Here is a 17,396-nt window from a genome sequence, read left to right as displayed (position 1 = left end):
GACCGCGAGCGTGGCGAACTCCGAGGAGTCGTAGTAGCCGACGCGCTCGAACTCCGCCTCCTGCCCGACCAGCGCGCGGGCCGGCCCGGAGCCGAGCCCCTCGTAGCCGGACTCGAAGGCGAGCTCCCAGCCGGCCTTCTGCGAACAGAGCAGGGCGATCGCGGGGTGGTCAGTCGACAGCTCGACGTACTGGCGCGGCGCGCCTGCGACCTCGCCCATGCGGGTGCGGAGGTTCGCGAGGCCGGCGGTCTGGATCTCGGCGAGCAGCAGCCCCGCCTCGACGCCGCCGGCGGCGTCGACTCCGAAGTCGACGACGGTAGCGCCGTTGTCCAGCTCGTACCCGACGACGTCGAGCTCGCCGGCGAAGTCGAGCGCCTCGTCGACGAGCTCGATCGCGGTCCGATTGATGCTTTCCATACCCGAGCCTTCTCGCTCCCGCATTAAGGGGCTTGTCTGTTGGCGTCGTTCGGCGAGCGACGCCGTCGCCCGCTCCGGTCAGTCACCGGCCGAGATCGGCTCGATGCGGAAGACGTACTCATCGTACGCGCTGTCGAGGTTGGCCGGCCCCTCCGCGACCGTGTGGTCCGTACAGAGGAGGGCGGTCGCCTCCACGGCGCCCTTCCCGGTGTCCTCCTGATACCGCTCGGTGACCCTGAACGCGGCGGGCTCGTCGCAGCCCCGCCGATAACACGCTTCCGGACCGTTGTCCGGCGGTTCCGCTTCGTCGCCGCGCTCGCGGGCCTCGGTAATATCCCGCTCGATACGTCGGCGCTCCTCGTCGCGTGCCTGCTTGTCACGTCCCGACTTGGTGTCCGGCATACCTGTCCCGTCGCGCCTCGCGAAGATAATAGTACGGTCGATCGTGGCAGATTGCTTCCGAGCGCCGGCCCGCAGCGTCGCGCTACCAGAACCCGCCGTCGGAGCCGCCGTCGTCCCCGACGCCGCTCGGTCCGCTCGGCCCCCGCGGCCCGCTCGGGCGCGGGTCGGGGTCGATCTCGACCAGCTCGCTCTCGGCGCGCGGGTCGATCTCGCGCCCCTCGTCGTACCGGACGAACGAGAGGTAGAAGGGCTCACCGCAGCCGGGGTCCTCGCCGTCAGCGGCGCCGTCGTCACCGTCTCCGGCGCTGCCGGCGCCCTCGCCGGTCTGTCCGCCGTCACTGACTTCGCCGCCGACGTCGGTCCCGCGCACTCCGTCGTGGGGGTCCCAGACGACCCCGTCGCTCTCGCCGCAGACGAACCGGACGCCGTCGACGTCGGCCGCGTCCTCGAACGGCTCCGCGGGGGCGACGTACGTCCACCCGTCGAGGGGGTACGGCGTCACCGACTTGTCCGCGAGGTAGCCGTCGCGCTCCAGCTCGACGAGGGTCCCGCAGTGCGGGCAGTAGTAGGTGACCGGGTAGCTCATGCGGGAGTTACGGGCGCTGTTTTTATACGCTCATCGGCGACACGTCGGTCCTCGCGGGCGGGGCGGGACGGCGACGCCGCCCGCGACCGGATCAACATATTCACTACAGCCCGTCACAAACCGGGGGGTATGAGCTCGGACGACGTCTCCCGGCGCGCGTTCATGCGGACCGCAGGCGGCGCGACCGCTGCCGCCGGGGCGGCGACGGTGACGGCGGGGACCGCGGCGGCACAGGAGGAACAGCCGGTCTGGCCGAGCGGGGCCAGTAGCGGGAACGTCGGGTCGTACCAGGACGCCCGCGGGCAGAGCGAGGTGACCGTGTCGGTCGGCGCCGGCGACCAGGGGCTCGCGTTCGACCCGACCCTGCTTTGGGTCGATACGGGCACGACGATCACGTTCGAGTGGACCGGGAACGGCGGGGCGCACAACGTGCAGAACGTCGAGGGCCCGGCCGCCCTCGACAGCGGCGACCCGGTCGGCGAGGAGGGGGCGACCTACGAGTACGAGACGAGCGAGGAGGACGTCGGTATCACCCACTACCACTGCGTGCCCCACACCGCCGTCGGCATGCACGCCGGTCTCGCCGTCGGCGAGGACATCGAGACGGAGTCGACCGGCGGCGGGGGCGGCTCGAACGCCGTCTTCGTCCCGCAGGGCGCCCGCGCGCTCGGCGTCGCGACGTTCATCGCGATGGTGAGCACGCTCGGGCTGGCGTTCGTCTTCATGAAGTACGGCGGCACGATCACCCAAGAGGAGTAGTCGGCGTCCGGCGGTTCCGGCGGTGCGGCCCGCGGTTTCGAGCCGTTCGCTTCCGTTCTCTACGTATCAGTCGCTGACGAGCTCCCGATACGTCTCGACGTACCGGTCCAAGACGGCGTCGTGGTCGTAGCCCGCGAAGTCTGGCTCGACGGTCCGCCGCGGGAGGTCGCCGACGGCGACGAATTCGTCCGCGAGCTCGGCCGGGCTCGTGACGAGGCGCCCGCGCTCGCGGCCCTCCACCAGCTCGTGGGCGCTGGAGTCCGCCTGGTACTCGACGAGGGCGACGCAGCCGCACGCGAGCGCCCACAACAGCTCCGTCGCGAACGTCTCCCACGTCGCCGTCGCGGCGACGACGTGGGTCCCTTTAAATAACTCGACGCGCTCGCGGCGCGGGAGGTCGCCGAGGAACGACACCCGGTCGGCGATCCGGAGGTCGCTCGCGGTCGCCTCGATCCGCTCGCGCTCGGGGCCGTCGCCGACGACGGCGGCGGTCCAGTCGCGCCCGCGGAGCTCCGCGAGCCCGAGGAGGAACGTCTCGACGTTGGCGTGGCGGTCCAGCCGCCGCGCGTACACCGCGTCGAACCGGTCGTCGACGTCGGCGGACTCGACGAGGTCGAAGTCGACGCTCTCGGGGACCACCCGCACGTCGTCGCCGTCGGCCCCGTGCTCGCGAACCCGCGTCTTTGTCGTCCGCGAGGGCGTCGTCACCCTGTCGGCGCCTTTGGCGAGGAAGCGGTACCGCCGGGCGGCGTCCGCGGGGTGGTCGCGCCACCAGTCGACGACGACCGGGGTCCGCGCGAGCGTCCCCGCGACCGTCGCGCCGAGCCCCGGCGTCGGCGGGCTGTTGACCGCGTGGACGACGTCGGGGGCGACCCGGCGGAGCGCGAGCGGGAGCCGCGCGGCGAACGCCGTCGGCGACGGGTCGGCCGCCACCGACCGGTACTCGATCCCGTCCTCCTCGAAGACGTCGTGGTCGCCGCCCCACCACCGCGCGCAGAGCCACACGACCTCGTGGCCGCGGTCGGCGAGCCCGCTGGCGACCCGTCGCGTTCGCTCCCGGGCCGGCGTGACGCCGTGACCCGGGGCGAGAAGCGAGACGAACGCGACGCGCATACGCCGACCGGACGGCGGGCCCGGATAAAAAGACACGGCATCGCGGCGCGGTCGGGCGGACGGAAACGGTCGGGAACCGTCCGTTCCACCACCCGAAACGGTTTCCCACCGCGGCCGGAATCGGACCTCATGCACCGATACGACATCGAACGGTACCTCAACGTGCGGAACGCCGGCGGGGCCGACCTCGGCCCCGACGGTCGCCTCTCCTTCCTGCTGAACACGACCGGCACGGGGCAGGTGTGGTCGGTCGACGAGCCGCTGGGGTGGCCCGAACAGCACACGTTCTTCGAGGAGTCGGTCTCGTTCGCCGACTCCTCGCCCGAGCGCGCGGAGGCCGTCTTCGGCATGGACGAGGGCGGCAACGAGCGCGCGCAGCTGTACCGGCTCAACTACGAGTCCGGCGAGATCGTCGACCTCACCGAGCGCCCCGAGGCGAAGCACCGCTGGGGGGGGTGGGACTCCGAGGGCGACCGCTTCGCGTTCGCCTCGAACCGGCGCGACGAGTCCGTGTTCGACGTGTACGTGCAGGAGCGCGACGCGACCGGCGACGACGCGGAGCTGGTGTACGAGGGCGACGGCTGGCTCTCGGTGGCCGGCTGGTCGCCGAGCGACGACCGGCTGATCGTCCACGAGGCGCAGTCCTCGTTCGACCACGACGTGTACACGCTCGACGTCGCGAGCGGCGACCTGACCCACCACACGCCCCACGAGGGCGACGTGCGGTACGGCAGCCCGGAGTGGGGGCCGGACGGGGAGTCGCTGTACCTCGTCACCGACCGCGACAGCGACACGCTCCGCTTAGAGCGGCTGGCGCTCGCGACCGGCGACTTCTCGGTGGTCGCGTCCGGGGCGGACGGGTCGGCGGCGGGAGACGGCGGCGAGGGCGGCGAGGGCGACGAGGGCGCCGACGCGGCCCCCGAGAAGCCGGGCGGCGACGACGGCTGGAACGTCGACGGCGTCGCGATTCACGAGGAATCCCGGCGCGTCGTCTACTCCCGGAACGTCGACGGCTACACCGAGATCACGGTCGGCGAGCTCGTCGAGCCCGACCGGATCGACCCCTTCCCGGCCCCCGACCTCCCCGAGGGCGTCGCCGGCGGCGTGAGCTTCGGGCCCGACGGCGACCGGTTCGCGATCACCGCGACCGGGAGCACCCACAACGCGAACGTCTACGTCGTCGAGACGATGACCGGCGAGACCGAGCGCTGGACCGCCGCCTCGACCGCCGGGATCCCGCCGGACACGTTCGTCGAGCCCGAGCTCGTCCACTACCCCACCTTCGACGGGCGGGAGATCCCCGCGTTCTTCTCCGTCCCGGAGACGGAACCGCCCGCGGGCGGCTACCCTGTCGTCGTGGACATCCACGGCGGGCCGGAGTCGCAGCGCCGCCCCTCGTTCGCCTCGGTCAAGCAGTACCTGCTGAACAACGGGTACGCCGTCTTCGAACCGAACGTCCGCGGCTCCTCGGGGTACGGCAAGGCGTACTCCGCGCTCGACGACGTGGAGAAGCGGATGGACTCGGTCGCCGACATCGAGGCGGGCGTCGAGTGGCTCCACGACCACCCCGAGGTCGACCCCGACCGCGTCGTCGCGATGGGCGGCTCCTACGGCGGGTTCATGGTGCTCGCCGCGCTGACCGAGTACCCCGACCTGTGGGCGGCCGGCGTCGACATCGTCGGCATCGCGAACTTCGTCACCTTCCTGGAGAACACCGGCGACTGGCGTCGCGAGCTCCGAGAGGCCGAGTACGGCTCGCTCGACGCGGACCGGGAGTTCCTCGAGTCCATCTCGCCGATCAACAACATCGAGCAGATCGCCGCGCCGCTGTTCGTCCTCCACGGCGAGAACGACCCGCGGGTGCCCGTGGGCGAGGCCGAGCAGATCGTCGAGGAGGCGCGCGAGCAGGGCGTCCCGGTCCGCAAGCTGATCTTCGATGACGAGGGCCACGGCTTCGCGAAGCTGGAGAACCGCATCGAGGCGTACCGCGATATCGTCGACTTCCTCGCGGAGCACGTCTGAAGTCGGGAGGAGCCCCGGAACGAAGCCGTCGGAACCGCGGCCGAACCCGACGCCCCCGAAGTCGGTCGAAAAGCCGCCGAACCCGACGGCCCCGGAGTCGGTCGAAAAGCCGCAAAACACGGGCGTGAAACTTCGTGACCGTTATGTTTCCGCGTAAGTAAGTACGGGGAAAATGAACGAGTCCGAGCCGCTCGAGCTGTTGCTCGATCAGGCGCAGGACAAGATCGCCCTCCTCGACGAGGAGGGGAGGTTCACCTACGTCAACGGAGCGGCGGAACGGATCCTCGGGTTCGACCCGTCGGCGCTCCTCGGCGATATCGCCTTCGAGTACGTCCACCCGAGCGAGCGGGAGGCGGTCGAGGACGCGTTCTACCGCACCGTCGAGAACGACGAGTTCACCGAGGAGTCGGTCGAGTACCGGCACCGGACCGCGGACGGCTCGTGGGTCTGGCTGGAGAGCCGGATGTCGAACCTCACCGACGCCCTGATCGAGGGGTACGTCGTCAGCTCCCGCGACGTCACCGACCGGGTGCGGGCCGAGCGCGATCACGAGGAGACGGCCTCGTACCTCCGAGAGATCGCGGCCGTCTCGAGCGACGTGCTGTGGATGTTCGACGCCGACTGGACGGAGCTGCTCTTCGTGAACCCCGCTTACGAGGAGATATACGGCGGATCGATCGACGGGCTGGAAGCCGATCCGCGGACGTTTCTCGACGCGATCCACCCGGACGACGTCCCGGCCGTCGAGGCGGCGATGGAGCGGCTCGCCGCCGGGACCTCGGTCGACATGGAGTACCGGGTGAACCCCGACGAGAACTACAATCGGTGGGTGTGGGTGCAGGCGGAACCGATCGAAAGCGACGGCGAGGTCGTCCGCATCACGGGGTTCGCCAAGGACGTCACCGACCGGCGGCGCCGCGAGCGCCAGCTGGTCGTAATGGACAACCTCCTCCGGCACAACCTCCGGAACGACCTCAACGTCATCCTCGGGACGGCGGAGCTCATCGCGTCCGAGGCGCCGGAGTCGACCGAACACACCGCCGTGATCCGGCGGGTGGGCGAACGGCTCCTCGAGACCGCCGAGAAGGAGCGCGAGATCATCGACCTGATCACCGAGCGACAGGGAACCGAGCGTATCGAGCTCCGCGAGGCCGTCGCCGAGTGCGTCGAGGCGGTTCGGGAGCGTCACCCGGAGGCCTCGATCGAGGTCTCCTCCCTCGATGCGGTCACGATCGAGGGGCGCGCGGAGCTTCGGTCGGCGGTGATCGAGCTGCTCGAGAACGCGGTCCGGCACGCCGCCGGCGGGAGACCCACGGTGCGGGTCGCCCTGAGTCGGACCGACCGCGGCGCGGAGCTCGTCGTCAGCGACGACCACGCGCCGATCCCGACCGTGGAGGCGAACGTCCTCACCGGCGACCACGACATGACCGACGTCTACCACAGCAGCGGGCTGGGGTTCTGGCTCGTCTACTGGTCCGTGGAGATGTCGAAGGGCGGGATCGACGTGGACTCGGCCTCCGACCGCGGGAACGAGATCACGATCGTCCTCCCGGCGGCGAGCGAGTGACCTGACGGCGGGATCCCGCCGGGGTCGCGGGTCGGACCCGACCGCAGCGGACCCTACTCCCAGTCCGGCCCGAAGTCCGGGTTCAGCTGGCGGTCGGTCCGGCCGAGCGTGTCGATCTCCTCGACGTCCTCGGCGTCCAATTCGAGCCCGAGACTCGCCCAGTTGTCGGCGATGTGGTCCTCGCCCGTCGCCTTCGGGATGGCCGTGACGCCCTTCTCGCGGAGCCACGCGAGGCTCACCTGCGCCGCGCTGACGCCGTGCTTCTCGGCGATGTGGGTGATCGCCGGGTCGCCGAGCACGTTCCCGCGGGCCAGCGGGGAGTAGGCGACGAGCTCGACGCCGTTGGCGTCGGCGTACTCGCGCAGCTCCTCCTGTCGGAGCAGCGGGTGCATCTCCACCTGGTTCGCGAACGGCGCCTCGCCGAGCGCGTCGGTCGCGGCGTCGAGGTGGTGCGGCTCGAAGTTCGAGACGCCGATCCGGTCGACGAGCCCGTCGTCGCGGAGCTCGGCGAACGCGGGCAGCGTCTCTTCGGGGTCGTACGCGCCCGCCGGCCAGTGGACGTACAGCAGGTCGACGTACTCGGTGCCGAGCTTCTCTAAGCTCTCGCGGGTGGACGCGGCCACGTCCTCGGGCGCGAGCTGGTCGATCCACACCTTCGTCGCGAGGAAGACGTCGTCGCGGTCGACGTCGGCCGCGGCGATCCCGTCGCCGACGGCGGCCTCGTTGCCGTAGATCTGGGCGGTGTCGACGTGGCGGTAGCCGGTCTCCAGCGCCGTCTTCACCGACTCGGTACACTGCGCGGGGTCGTCGTTCTCCCACGTGCCGAGCCCGAGCGCGGGCATCCCGTCGCGGGTCGGAACGTCGAAGGACTGCTGTCGCTGTGACATGGTTGAGGGTAGTCGCGTGAGGGGAAAGTCGGTTGCGGTCGCGGCGCGTCGGGCGGGGGACCGACGACCCCGACGCCCGCGTTAGTCGTCCAGCAGCGCCCGCGAGGAGTTCGTCACGACGAGCAGGCTGGAGGCGCCCATCGCGACCGCGGCGAACAGGGGGTTGAGCAGGCCGGTGACCGCGAGCGGGATGGCGACCGCATTATAAAGGAACGCCCAGCCGATGTTCCCCTTCACGCGGCGGCCCGCCGCCCGCGAGAGCTCGAAGACGGTCGCGACCGAGCCGAGGTCGTCGTCGACGATGGCCACGTCGGCCGCGTCGGCCGCCATCGCCGTCCCCCCGCCGAGCGCGATGCCGAGGTCCGCGGCGGCGAGCGCCGGCGCGTCGTTGGTCCCGTCGCCGACCATCACCGTGAGCCCGCTCGCCTTCAGCCGCTCGATGGTCTCCGCTTTCCCCTCGGGGGGAACGCCGGCGAACACCGACGAGACCGCGTCGTGCTCGCTGAAGACGGTCGCCGCGCGCTCGTCGTCCCCGGTCAGGACGACCACGTCGACGCCCTCGTCGTCGAGCGCGGTCACCGTCTCCTCCCACCCCTCGCGCAGCTCGTCGCCGACCACGACGACGCCCTCGGCCGCGCCGTCGCGCCCCACCGCGACGGGGACGCGACCCACGTCGCGCGCCTCGGCGACCGCCTCGCGGATCGCGTCGGGGACCGTCCAGCCGCGCTCGTCGAACAGGGCGGGGTGGCCGACGACGATCTCGGTCCCGTCGACCGTCCCGGAGACGCCGCGGGCGTGGCTCTCGAAGCCCTCGACGGCGAGCGGCTCGCCGGAGTCGTCTCCGGCGGTCGCCTCGGGCCCGCCACCGGTCTCGGCCGCTTCGGCCGTCCCGCCGTCGGCAACCGCGGACGGAGCGGGTGACGCGTCGGTGTCTCCCGGCCCCCCGCCCGCGCTCGCTCGGGCCGCGGCGATGGCCCGCCCGACCGGGTGCGCCGAGCGCTCCTCCAGCGCGGCCGCGAGCCGGAGCAGATCGTCGTCGACGTCGGCCGAGACCACCTCCATCTCGCCGGTGGTGAGCGTCCCCGTCTTGTCGAACACGACGGTGGTCGCGTCGCGGATCCGCTCGAAGACGGTGTCGTCGAAGATCACGATCGAGCGTTCGAGCGCGTCGCGGATCCCCGCGGCGACCGCGAGGGGGGTCGCGAGCCCGAGCGCGCAGGGACACGAGACGATGAGCACCGTGAGCCCGACGAGCATCGCCTCGGTAACGCCGTTCCCGAGCGCGAGGTTGGCCGCGGCGGCGGCGATCGCGACCCCGAGGACTACCGGGACGAAGACGGTCGCGAGCCGGTCGGCGAGCTTCTGGACGCCGTGGTTTCCGCTCTGGAGGTCCCAGACGAGCTCCGCGACGCGGTCGAGGCTGGAGCTCGCGTCCGGCCCGACCGCGACCGTGAGCGAGCCGTCCGCGACGACGGAGCCGCCGACCACCTCGTCTCCGGGCGTCTTCCGGACCGGCATCGACTCGCCCGTGACGACCGACTCGTCGACGGCCGCGTCGCCCGCGACAGCCTCGCCGTCGACCGGAACGCGCTCGCCGGCCCGCACCAGCACCCGGTCGCCCGGGGCGAGGTCGTCGATGGCGACCTCCTCGGTCTCGCCGGCCTTCGCCTCGCCGGCCGCGTCGCTCTCGGCAGTCAGTCGCCGCGCGCTGTCAACCTGCACCGCCGTGAGGTCGGAGAGGAGTTCGGTCGCGCGCTTTTTTACCGCGTCCTCGTAGCTGTTGCCGACGGTGACGATCACGATGATCGCGACCGTCACGTCGTAGTAGATCGACGGCGACTCGACGAAGATCACCGCGAGCGTGCTGTAAACGTAGGCGCTCACCGCCGCGATGGCGACGAGGAGGTCCATGTTCGGCGACCGCGTCTTCGCGCTGACGTAGGCGCCCCGCAGTATCGGCTTGCCGGTGAACAGGAGGACGACGGTCGTCAGGACCGCGATCACGATGAAAAAGTACGTCCCCGAGGTCGACGACATCGCCTGGTTGAGGTATTCCAGGGTGCGCTCGTTGTAGAAGGGGAACGCGAAGTAGGTCGGGTAGATGATGACGATGTACTGCAGCATGACGGCCATCCCGACGAGCACGCCGGCCGCGAGCCGGGCCGTCGCCATGTTGTCGGCCTGCCGGCGCGCGAAGGCGTCGTCGCGGGGGTACGCGCTGTAGCCGAGCCCGCTCACCGCCTCGGAGAGGTCGTCGGTGGAGACCCCGTCCGGGTCGTGGTCGATCCGGACGGTGTCCGTGACGTAGCTCGCGCTCGCGGCGCTGACGCCCTCGGTCCGGGTGGCGACCGTCTCGATGAACGCCTCGCAGGTCGCGCAGTGCATCCCGTCCACTTCGAGGAACGTCGCCTCGTGGTCGGCGGGCACGTCGTCGGAGTCGTCGGCGTCGTCCCCGTCCTCGCCGTCGGCGCGCCGCCGCTCGCGCACCGCGTCGGCGTCGACGTCGACGTCGCCGAGGGCCGCGTACACGTCGCGGCAGCCCGGACAGCAGAACTCGTTGCCCTCGTCGTCGACCACGTCGACGCCGTCGGTCGGGAGCTCGCAGAGGGTGCAGTCGGGCGCGCTCATCGGTCGATCGCCTCCGTCATCGTCACATCCCCCCCATCATCCCGGCGTCGAGCGGGTTCCAGAACGGGAGGCTCGGATGGGGCACGTGGATCCCGACCGACATCAGCCCGTGCGCGAACAGGACGTAGCCGAGCGCGACGAACGCGACGCCGAGCAGCCGGTGGACCCGGCGCCGGTGGACGGCGTCAATTCCCTCGATCACGGTGCCGTAGAGGAACACCGCGGGCATCGTGCCGACCCCGAGCGCCGCGAGCGCGACCCCGCCGCTGACCGCCGAGCCGCTGGCGAACGCGTAGAGGTACGCCGGGTAGAGGATCGGGCAGGGGAGCAGCCCGTGGACTGCGCCGAGCCCGACGATGCCGGGCCCGTTCGCGAGCCGGTCGACGTGACCGGTGAGCCACCCGGTGACCCGTTCGAGCCCCGGGAGGTGGATCCCGCCCGTGGCGCCGCCGAGCGCGTACCGGACCCCGACGAGGATCACGGCCGCGCCGACGCCGAGCCCGACGACGCCGCGGACGACCTCCGCCGCGCCCGTCAGCGTCGCCGTCGTGACGAGGACGACCCCGCCGAGCGCGCCGAGCGCCGCGCCGATGACCGTGTAACTCGCCGCGCGACCGAGGTTGAACAGCGCGTGCTGGCGGACCTCGTAGGTCGTCAGGTGGCTCCCGCGGCGGTCGGCGGTCGCGGACGCGGCGCCGCCGTCCGTCGCGCCCCCGCCGTCCGTCCGGCTCCCCTCGCGCATCCGGCCGGCGTACACCGTCACGAGCGGGCCGCACATGCCGATGCAGTGGGCGCCGCCGAGCAGCCCGATGGCGAGGAACAGGAGGACGTCGGTCCCCAGGAGCGTCGAGACGTTCATTAGCTGTCTGTTACCGTGAGTTGGGGTCGCGGGCGCTTAATGGGTTTCGTCGGGAGCGGGTTTGGCTCGCCGGGCGCGGAACTGGCTCGCCGGAAGCGAGACCGACCGCCTGCGTCGCCGCCGGCACACGTCACTCCTCCACGAGGACGGTCGCGTACATCCCGCCCGTCTCGTGGGGAATACAGACGTAGTCGTAGCGGCCGGCGACCTCGAAGGTGTGCGAGAAGCGGTCGCCGCTCTCCAACCCGCCGCCGAAGTCGGACTCCCAGGCGTCGCGGGCGGTCTGCTCGTCGTCGTAGCCGCCGGAGGCGAAGTAGTCGGCCGCGTCGGGGATCGCCCCCTCGTACGCCGTGACCGTGTGCGCTCGCGAGCTCGTGTTCTCCCAGACGACGGTGTCGCCGACGGACACGGTCAGCTCCGCGGGCTGGTACGCGGCCGCGAGCATTCCGACGTCGTAGTCGGGGTCGCCGCCGACGCCCACGCAGCCGGCGAGGACCGCCGTCGCCCCGGTACCGATTCCGGCCGCGCCGACCCGCCCGAGGAACCGTCTGCGGTGCATACGTCAACTCGGGGCTTCGGTCGTTTCAATACCGCGGTTCGCCTCATCGCGCGGGAATCGCGAGGGCGGCGGTGTTCCGCCTCGGCTCCCGGCCATCGGTCGCGAGTCCCCGCCTCGGCTCCCGGCCATCGGTCACGGGTCCACGAGCTCGTCGAACACCCGGCGCTGCGCGGCCGCGAGGTGCTCGGCGAACGTGGAGCGGGCGATCCCGACGGCGGCCGCGACCGCCTCAGCGTCGGTCTCTCGGGGGTACTCGAAGTAGCCGAGCCGCTGGGCGGTCCGGACGACCTCGCGCTGTCGGTCGGTGAGCCGCCCCCGATCGACGACGACGGGGTCGCCCTTCCCCGACGCGCCCGAGCGCGTCAGCCGTTCGAGCGTGACCGACGCCCCGGTGGCCTCGACCGTCTCGACGATCTCGTCGATCGGGTCCACCGAGGGCAGCGAGAGCGTGAGCAGGATCCGGTCGGGGGCCGTCCGGACCGTGACGTCGGAGACCGGGTGACCGAGCGACTCGATCGACCGACAGGGGTACGGCTCCGCGGGGGAGCTCCGGACCCGGTAGACGTACTCGCCGTCGGCCGCGAACACCGGCTCCGCGCCGATCAGCCGGTCGGTGCGGAACTCCGAGACCACGGCGTCGTCGAGGCGGACCCGCTCCACGTCCGTGGCGACCGACCCGTCGGGGAGCGCCTCCGCGACCGGGGCGTGCGGGGGGTCGCGGACGGCGAGGCGGGCGCGGACGCCGCGAGAACGACCCGCGGGGCCCGCGGCGACCGCGCCGTCCTCGTCCGACTCGTCGTCGACGGCGGAGTCGGCGGCGTCGTCCCCGGACGGATCGGCGAGGTCCTCCGCTGACGACGACGAGCGACGTGACCCCCGCGACATGTTCGAATCTAGCCCACGGATCGGTAAAAGAACGGTCCCGAACGAGTACGTCCCCCGGTCGCACGGCCAGGCCGGGTTATAAAGTCCCGTCGTGGGATGGACACGACTCTCCCCCTCGGGAGCCGTTGGTCCGACGATGACAGCGCGAGGGCTCGACGGGGTCTCGATCGGTATCGTGGGGGGCGGCGTCGGCGGGCTCTCGGCGGCCGCCCACTTGGCCGACGCCGGGGCCGAGGTGACGCTGTACGAGCGCCGGGAGCGCGTCGGCGGGGTAGCCGGCCGGCTCGAACGGGACGGGTTCCGGTTCGACACCGGTCCCTCGTGGTACCTGATGCCGGACGTGTTCGAGCGCTTCTTCGAGCGCTTCGGTCACGAGCCGAGCGACTTCTACGAGCTGAAGCGGCTCGACCCTCACTACCGCGTGTTCTGGGACGACGGGGACCGGGCCGACGTCCCCGCCGACCCGGACGCGGCCGCGGAGCTGTTCGAGTCGTACGAGCCCGGCGCGGGCGACGCCTTCCGCCGGTACCTCGACGACGCCGAGACGGCCTACGAGATCGGGATGGACCGGTTCGTGCTCCCGGGGCGCTCGCGGCTCCGCGACTACCTGTCGTCCGACGTCCTCGCGGGCGGGCGGAAGCTCGACCTGCTCGACACGCTCGACGAGCACGTGGCGTCGTACGTCGAGCACCCGAAGCTCCGCCAGCTGCTCCAGTACACGCTCGTCTTCCTCGGCGGGTCGCCGTACAACACCCCGGCGCTGTACCAGCTGATGAGCCACGTCGACTTCGGGCTCGGGGTGTACTACCCGCTCGGCGGGATGTACGAGGTGATCGAGGCGATCGAGTCGGTCGCGACGGAGCGTGGGGCGGACGTCCACACCGGCGTCGGCGTCACGGGCATCGAGCCGGGCTCCGACGAGGTCGCCGTCGAGCTGAGCGGCGACCGCTACGTCCACGACCGGGTCGTCTGCAACGCCCCGCCCGAGCACGTCGAGCGCGAGCTGCTCCCCGACGGCGCGGTGTCGCGCCTCGGCGACTACTGGGGCCGCCGGACGTACGGCCCGAGCGCGTACCTGCTGTACCTCGGCGTCGAGGGGTCGCTCGACTCGCTGGCGCACCACACGCTCGCGCTGCCGACGGACTGGAAGCCGCACTTCGACGCGATCTTCGAGTCGCCCGCGTGGCCCGAGGACCCCACGGTGTACGTGAACGTCCCCTCGCGCACCGACCCGTCGGTCGCGCCCGACGGCCACGAGGCGGTCGTGACGCTCGTGCCGCTCGCGCCCGGACTCGACGACGGTCCGGACCGCCGGGCCGCGTTCCGGGAGCGCGTCCTCGACGCGGTCGAGTCGTACACGGGGTCCGACCTCCGCGACCGGATCGTTGTCGAGGAATCCGCCTGCGTCTCCGAGTTCGCGGACCGGTTCGACCGGCCGGGCGGGAGCGCGCTCGGACTCGCCCACACGGTGACTCAGACGGGACCGCTCCGACCTGGCCCGCGTGTCAGAGGGGTAGACCGGCTCTACTACGTCGGCGGGAGCAGCAACCCCGGCATCGGCGTCCCGATGTGCCTGCTGAGCGGGGAGCACTGCGCCGACGCGGTCGCGGCGGACGTCGCCGGCGGCCCCCTCGATCGGCTCCCGCTGATCGGACGGTGAGGTGCAGAGCGGATCCCGCCGGTCGGACGGTGAGGCGTGGATCCCACCGTTTGGGCGATGCAGAGCCGATTCCGTCGATCGAGCGCTGCGGACGACACGCAAAAAACGATCGTTCACCCTCATCAGGGAGAATCGAAAACTTTCCAACGATCCGTCGCGAGACCCCAATCCGTCAAAAAACCCTTACTTGTCAGGTTTGGACCTTTAATTGAATTACCACGTACTCCTGTCCGTCGCATGATCGAAACAGCAGCGGCCGACGTACTCGCAAGCGGTATGGTCCCGCTCGAAATGACTCAAACCGAAGTGTTCCAGGCGATCCAAGCTGACTCGCTTCTGAGCGCGTCGCTCTGGATCAACATCGCCCTCGCGGGCCTGTCGATCCTCCTGTTCGTGTACATGGGGCGGAACGTGGAGGACCCCCGCGCTCAGCTGATCTTCGTCGCCGCGCTGATGGTGCCGCTGGTGTCGATATCGAGCTACACCGGGCTCATCTCCGGGCTCACGGTCAGCTTCCTCGAGATGCCGGCCGGACACGCGTTGGCGGGGCAGGAAGTGCTCACCCCGTGGGGCCGGTATCTCACGTGGGCGCTGTCGACGCCGATGATCCTCATCGCGCTCGGCCTCCTGGCCGGAACGAACGTGACGAAGCTGTTCACCGCCGTCACGGCCGACATCGGGATGTGCGTCACCGGGCTCGCGGCCGCCCTGACCACGTCCTCCTACATGCTCCGCTGGGTCTGGTACGTCATCAGCTGCGCGTTCTTCGTCGTCGTCCTCTACATCCTGCTCGCCGAGTGGGCCGAGGACGCCGAGGTCGCCGGCACCGCAGAGATCTTCAACACGCTAAAGGTGCTCACCGTGGTCCTCTGGCTCGGCTACCCGATCTTCTGGGCGCTCGGCGCCGAGGGGCTCGCGGTGCTCGACGTCGCCATCACCTCGTGGGCCTACAGCGGGATGGACATCATCGCGAAGTACCTCTTCGCGTTCCTCCTGCTGCGCTGGGTCGTCGACAACGAGCGCACGATCGCCGACATGGCGTCCGGCCTCGGCTCGGCCTCCCGCGGCGGCGCGGCCCCGGCCGACGACTGACGACGCGGTCTCACGTCGCGGATTTCTTTTAAATCGTACCGACGCCGGTCAGCCTCCGGCGCGGCGCCCGAGAGCAAAGCGCTAAACCCGCGGCGGCGGTGGAACGGGACATGAAACAGGCCATCGTCGCCCGGACGGACATCGGCATGGGCGAGGGGAAGCTCGCCGCGCAGGTCGCGCACGCGTCGCTGTCGGCGTATCAGGACGCGGGGCGGCGCGCCCGGAAGAAGTGGCAGGGGGAGGGACAGAAGAAGGTCGTGCTCAAGGGCGACTCCGAGAGCCAGCTGTTCGCGCTGGCCGACAAGGCGGAGACGGAGGGGCTCCCGTACGCGATCGTCCGGGACGCGGGTCACACCCAACTGGAGCCGGGGACCGTCACCGCGCTCGCGGTCGGTCCCGCCCGCGACGACAGCGTCGACCGGGTGACCGGCGACCTCTCGCTGTATTAAATGGCCTCCGAGCACGCCCTCCGCGAGGCGCACCCGACCGAGCGCGCGGTCGGCATGGCGTACTACGCCACCGACGCTGAAGGGATCGGCGGCCGACTGCGGGAGTCCCCCGACGACTTCCGGGTCCGCGAGCTGGAGGCGTTCGATCCGGAGCCGCTCGGGGCCGACCGCGGGAGCTACCCCGAGCTGGTCGTCCGCGTCACGCTGCGCGACTGGGACACGAACGACTTCGCACGCCGGATCTCGGACGCGCTCGGAATCAGCCGCGAGCGCGTCTCCTGGGCCGGGACGAAGGACAAACGGGCGGTCACCACGCAGCTGTTCACGCTCCGCGAGGTCGACCCCGACGAGCTCCCCGCGATCCGCGGCGCCGACATCGAGCCGCTCGGTCGGGCCGGCCGGCGGCTCTCCTTCGGCGACCTCGCCGGCAACGCCTTCGAGATCCGGGTCGCCGACGCGGTCGAGGAGGCCCCCGAACGCGTCGCCGACGCGGTGCGCGACCTCCGGGCGTTCGCGGGCAGCGAGGGAGGCGACGACGCGGAAGCGACGGCTGGCGACCTCGCAACCGACGCGACCGTCGGCGTCCCGAACTACTTCGGCCAGCAGCGCTTCGGCAGCCGGCGGCCCGTCACCCACGTCGTCGGGCTCGCGATCGCTCGGAACGACCCGCGCGAGGCGGTCCGGCTGTACGCGGGCAATCCCGCGGAGACGGAGCCGGACGACACCCGGGCCGCGCGCGACCGCGTCGACGCCGCGTTCGGGGTGGACGCCGACGTCGCCGGCGAGGGCGTCACCGGCGGGGGAACCGCCGCCGGCGCCGAGCGCTCCGCCGCCGACGGCACCGGCGACGGCGACTGGGGCGCCTGCCTCGACGCGATCCCGGGCAAGCTCCGGTTCGAGCGCTCGATGGTCCACCGGCTCGCCGACCGCGGCGTCGCCCCCGACGCGCCGCCCGATCACGACGACTGGTGGCACGCGCTGGAGGCGGTGCCGTCGAACCTCCAGCGACTGTTCGTCAACGCCGCCCAGTCGTTCCTCTTCAACCGGATCGCCAGCGAGCGGCTCCGCCGCGGGCTCCCCTTCGATCGCCCCGTCGCCGGCGACGTGGTCTGTTTCGCCGACGCCGACGCCCCGGACGAGCTGTACGCGCCGGACACGGACCGGCTCCAGCGGGTCGACGCCGACCGCGTCTCGGTCGTCTCGCGCCACTGCGAGCGCGGGCGGGCGTTCGTCACCGCCCCGCTCGTCGGCACGGAGACCGAGCTCGGCGACGGCGAGCCCGGCGAGATCGAGCGCGAGGTCCTCGCGGACGCGGGGATCGAACCGGGCGACTTCGCGCTCCCAGGGGAGTTCGACTCCGCGGGCACCCGGCGGGCGGTCCTCCTGCGGACCGACCTCGACGTGACGTTCGCCGACGGCGACCCGCGGTTCGCGTTCGCCCTCCCGAGCGGCTCGTACGCGACCGCGCTGCTCCGGGAGTTCCTCAAGCAGGGACCGCTCGACCTGTGAGC

At 71.6% G+C, this 17,396-nt stretch carries 16 protein-coding genes; 7 read left to right on the top strand and 9 right to left on the bottom strand.

What is annotated here, in order from left to right:
- From B4V06_RS17565 to B4V06_RS17555, 3 genes are all read right to left on the bottom strand, one after another.
- A partial coding sequence (locus B4V06_RS17565) for a methenyltetrahydromethanopterin cyclohydrolase (protein WP_498170829.1) occupies nt 1-417 on the bottom strand: 417 nt, incomplete at its 3' end.
- A gap of 78 nt (nt 418-495) precedes the next feature.
- Complete coding sequence (locus B4V06_RS17560; protein ID WP_123114266.1) at nt 496-819, bottom strand: hypothetical protein; 324 nt, start codon at nt 817-819, stop codon at nt 496-498.
- A gap of 82 nt (nt 820-901) precedes the next feature.
- Nucleotides 902-1,405, bottom strand: coding sequence for a DUF7969 family protein (locus B4V06_RS17555; RefSeq protein WP_123114267.1), 504 nt, complete (start codon nt 1,403-1,405; stop codon nt 902-904).
- Nucleotides 1,406-1,534: 129 nt separating this feature from the next.
- On the opposite strand from B4V06_RS17555, the gene B4V06_RS17550 reads away from it, so the two are divergent.
- Nucleotides 1,535-2,164: a halocyanin domain-containing protein gene (locus B4V06_RS17550; protein WP_123114268.1), complete on the top strand. Its 630-nt coding sequence runs from the start codon at nt 1,535-1,537 to the stop codon at nt 2,162-2,164.
- A gap of 66 nt (nt 2,165-2,230) precedes the next feature.
- Here B4V06_RS17550 and B4V06_RS17545 read toward each other — a convergent pair whose 3' ends face one another.
- The gene (locus B4V06_RS17545; RefSeq protein WP_498170827.1) at nt 2,231-3,277 is read right to left on the bottom strand and encodes a glycosyltransferase; all 1,047 of its coding nucleotides are present in this window, start codon (nt 3,275-3,277) and stop codon (nt 2,231-2,233) included.
- A 129-nt stretch (nt 3,278-3,406) separates the two neighbouring features.
- On the opposite strand from B4V06_RS17545, the gene B4V06_RS17540 reads away from it, so the two are divergent.
- Both B4V06_RS17540 and B4V06_RS17535 read left to right on the top strand, forming a co-directional pair.
- Nucleotides 3,407-5,299, top strand: coding sequence for a S9 family peptidase (locus B4V06_RS17540; RefSeq protein ID WP_498170825.1), 1,893 nt, complete (start codon nt 3,407-3,409; stop codon nt 5,297-5,299).
- 172 nt (nt 5,300-5,471) lie between these two features.
- On the top strand, nt 5,472-6,866 hold the full coding sequence (locus B4V06_RS17535) for a PAS domain-containing sensor histidine kinase (protein WP_498170822.1): 1,395 nt from the start codon (nt 5,472-5,474) through the stop codon (nt 6,864-6,866).
- A 53-nt stretch (nt 6,867-6,919) separates the two neighbouring features.
- On the opposite strand, the gene B4V06_RS17530 is transcribed toward B4V06_RS17535, so the two are convergent.
- From B4V06_RS17530 to B4V06_RS17510, 5 genes are all read right to left on the bottom strand, one after another.
- Complete coding sequence (locus B4V06_RS17530; protein WP_498171073.1) at nt 6,920-7,708, bottom strand: aldo/keto reductase; 789 nt, start codon at nt 7,706-7,708, stop codon at nt 6,920-6,922.
- 126 nt (nt 7,709-7,834) lie between these two features.
- Complete coding sequence (locus B4V06_RS17525) at nt 7,835-10,381, bottom strand: heavy metal translocating P-type ATPase (protein ID WP_498170819.1); 2,547 nt, start codon at nt 10,379-10,381, stop codon at nt 7,835-7,837.
- Between the two features lie 22 nt (nt 10,382-10,403).
- Nucleotides 10,404-11,240 (bottom strand): sulfite exporter TauE/SafE family protein, encoded by an 837-nt coding sequence (locus B4V06_RS17520; protein ID WP_498170816.1) that lies wholly within the window; start codon nt 11,238-11,240, stop codon nt 10,404-10,406.
- 130 nt (nt 11,241-11,370) lie between these two features.
- Nucleotides 11,371-11,799, bottom strand: a complete 429-nt coding sequence (locus B4V06_RS17515; RefSeq protein ID WP_123114272.1) for a plastocyanin/azurin family copper-binding protein — start codon at nt 11,797-11,799, stop codon at nt 11,371-11,373.
- A gap of 132 nt (nt 11,800-11,931) precedes the next feature.
- Nucleotides 11,932-12,684: a helix-turn-helix domain-containing protein gene (locus B4V06_RS17510; RefSeq protein WP_123114273.1), complete on the bottom strand. Its 753-nt coding sequence runs from the start codon at nt 12,682-12,684 to the stop codon at nt 11,932-11,934.
- Between the two features lie 136 nt (nt 12,685-12,820).
- Between B4V06_RS17510 and B4V06_RS17505 the strand changes: the two genes are divergently transcribed.
- From B4V06_RS17505 to truD, 4 genes are all read left to right on the top strand, one after another.
- Nucleotides 12,821-14,344: a phytoene desaturase family protein gene (locus tag B4V06_RS17505; protein WP_123114274.1), complete on the top strand. Its 1,524-nt coding sequence runs from the start codon at nt 12,821-12,823 to the stop codon at nt 14,342-14,344.
- A gap of 291 nt (nt 14,345-14,635) precedes the next feature.
- The gene (locus B4V06_RS17500; protein ID WP_123114936.1) at nt 14,636-15,436 is read left to right on the top strand and encodes a bacteriorhodopsin; all 801 of its coding nucleotides are present in this window, start codon (nt 14,636-14,638) and stop codon (nt 15,434-15,436) included.
- Nucleotides 15,437-15,546: 110 nt separating this feature from the next.
- Nucleotides 15,547-15,885, top strand: a complete 339-nt coding sequence (gene pth2, locus B4V06_RS17495; protein ID WP_123114275.1) for a peptidyl-tRNA hydrolase Pth2 — start codon at nt 15,547-15,549, stop codon at nt 15,883-15,885.
- A complete protein-coding gene (gene truD / locus B4V06_RS17490; protein ID WP_498170813.1) occupies nt 15,886-17,394 on the top strand; it encodes a tRNA pseudouridine(13) synthase TruD in 1,509 nt (502 codons plus the stop codon).
- The last annotated feature ends 2 nt before the right edge of the window (nt 17,395-17,396 follow it).

Source organism: Halorubrum sp. B53 (genome assembly GCF_059752395.1).
Note: the sequence above shows the minus strand (reverse complement) of the source record. Positions and strands in the feature narration are given on the sequence as shown.

Coding starts and splice junctions, on each gene's coding strand:
- B4V06_RS17500 (WP_123114936.1), top strand. CDS start 14,636: ATGACTCAAACCGAAGTGTTCCAGGCGATCCAAGCTGACTCGCTTCTG.
- B4V06_RS17515 (WP_123114272.1), bottom strand. CDS start 11,799: ATGCACCGCAGACGGTTCCTCGGGCGGGTCGGCGCGGCCGGAATCGGT.
- B4V06_RS17530 (WP_498171073.1), bottom strand. CDS start 7,708: ATGCCCGCGCTCGGGCTCGGCACGTGGGAGAACGACGACCCCGCGCAG.
- B4V06_RS17520 (WP_498170816.1), bottom strand. CDS start 11,240: ATGAACGTCTCGACGCTCCTGGGGACCGACGTCCTCCTGTTCCTCGCC.
- truD (WP_498170813.1), top strand. CDS start 15,886: ATGGCCTCCGAGCACGCCCTCCGCGAGGCGCACCCGACCGAGCGCGCG.
- B4V06_RS17505 (WP_123114274.1), top strand. CDS start 12,821: ATGACAGCGCGAGGGCTCGACGGGGTCTCGATCGGTATCGTGGGGGGC.
- B4V06_RS17540 (WP_498170825.1), top strand. CDS start 3,407: ATGCACCGATACGACATCGAACGGTACCTCAACGTGCGGAACGCCGGC.
- B4V06_RS17525 (WP_498170819.1), bottom strand. CDS start 10,381: ATGAGCGCGCCCGACTGCACCCTCTGCGAGCTCCCGACCGACGGCGTC.
- B4V06_RS17535 (WP_498170822.1), top strand. CDS start 5,472: ATGAACGAGTCCGAGCCGCTCGAGCTGTTGCTCGATCAGGCGCAGGAC.
- pth2 (WP_123114275.1), top strand. CDS start 15,547: ATGAAACAGGCCATCGTCGCCCGGACGGACATCGGCATGGGCGAGGGG.
- B4V06_RS17545 (WP_498170827.1), bottom strand. CDS start 3,277: ATGCGCGTCGCGTTCGTCTCGCTTCTCGCCCCGGGTCACGGCGTCACG.
- B4V06_RS17550 (WP_123114268.1), top strand. CDS start 1,535: ATGAGCTCGGACGACGTCTCCCGGCGCGCGTTCATGCGGACCGCAGGC.
- B4V06_RS17510 (WP_123114273.1), bottom strand. CDS start 12,684: ATGTCGCGGGGGTCACGTCGCTCGTCGTCGTCAGCGGAGGACCTCGCC.
- B4V06_RS17555 (WP_123114267.1), bottom strand. CDS start 1,405: ATGAGCTACCCGGTCACCTACTACTGCCCGCACTGCGGGACCCTCGTC.
- B4V06_RS17560 (WP_123114266.1), bottom strand. CDS start 819: ATGCCGGACACCAAGTCGGGACGTGACAAGCAGGCACGCGACGAGGAG.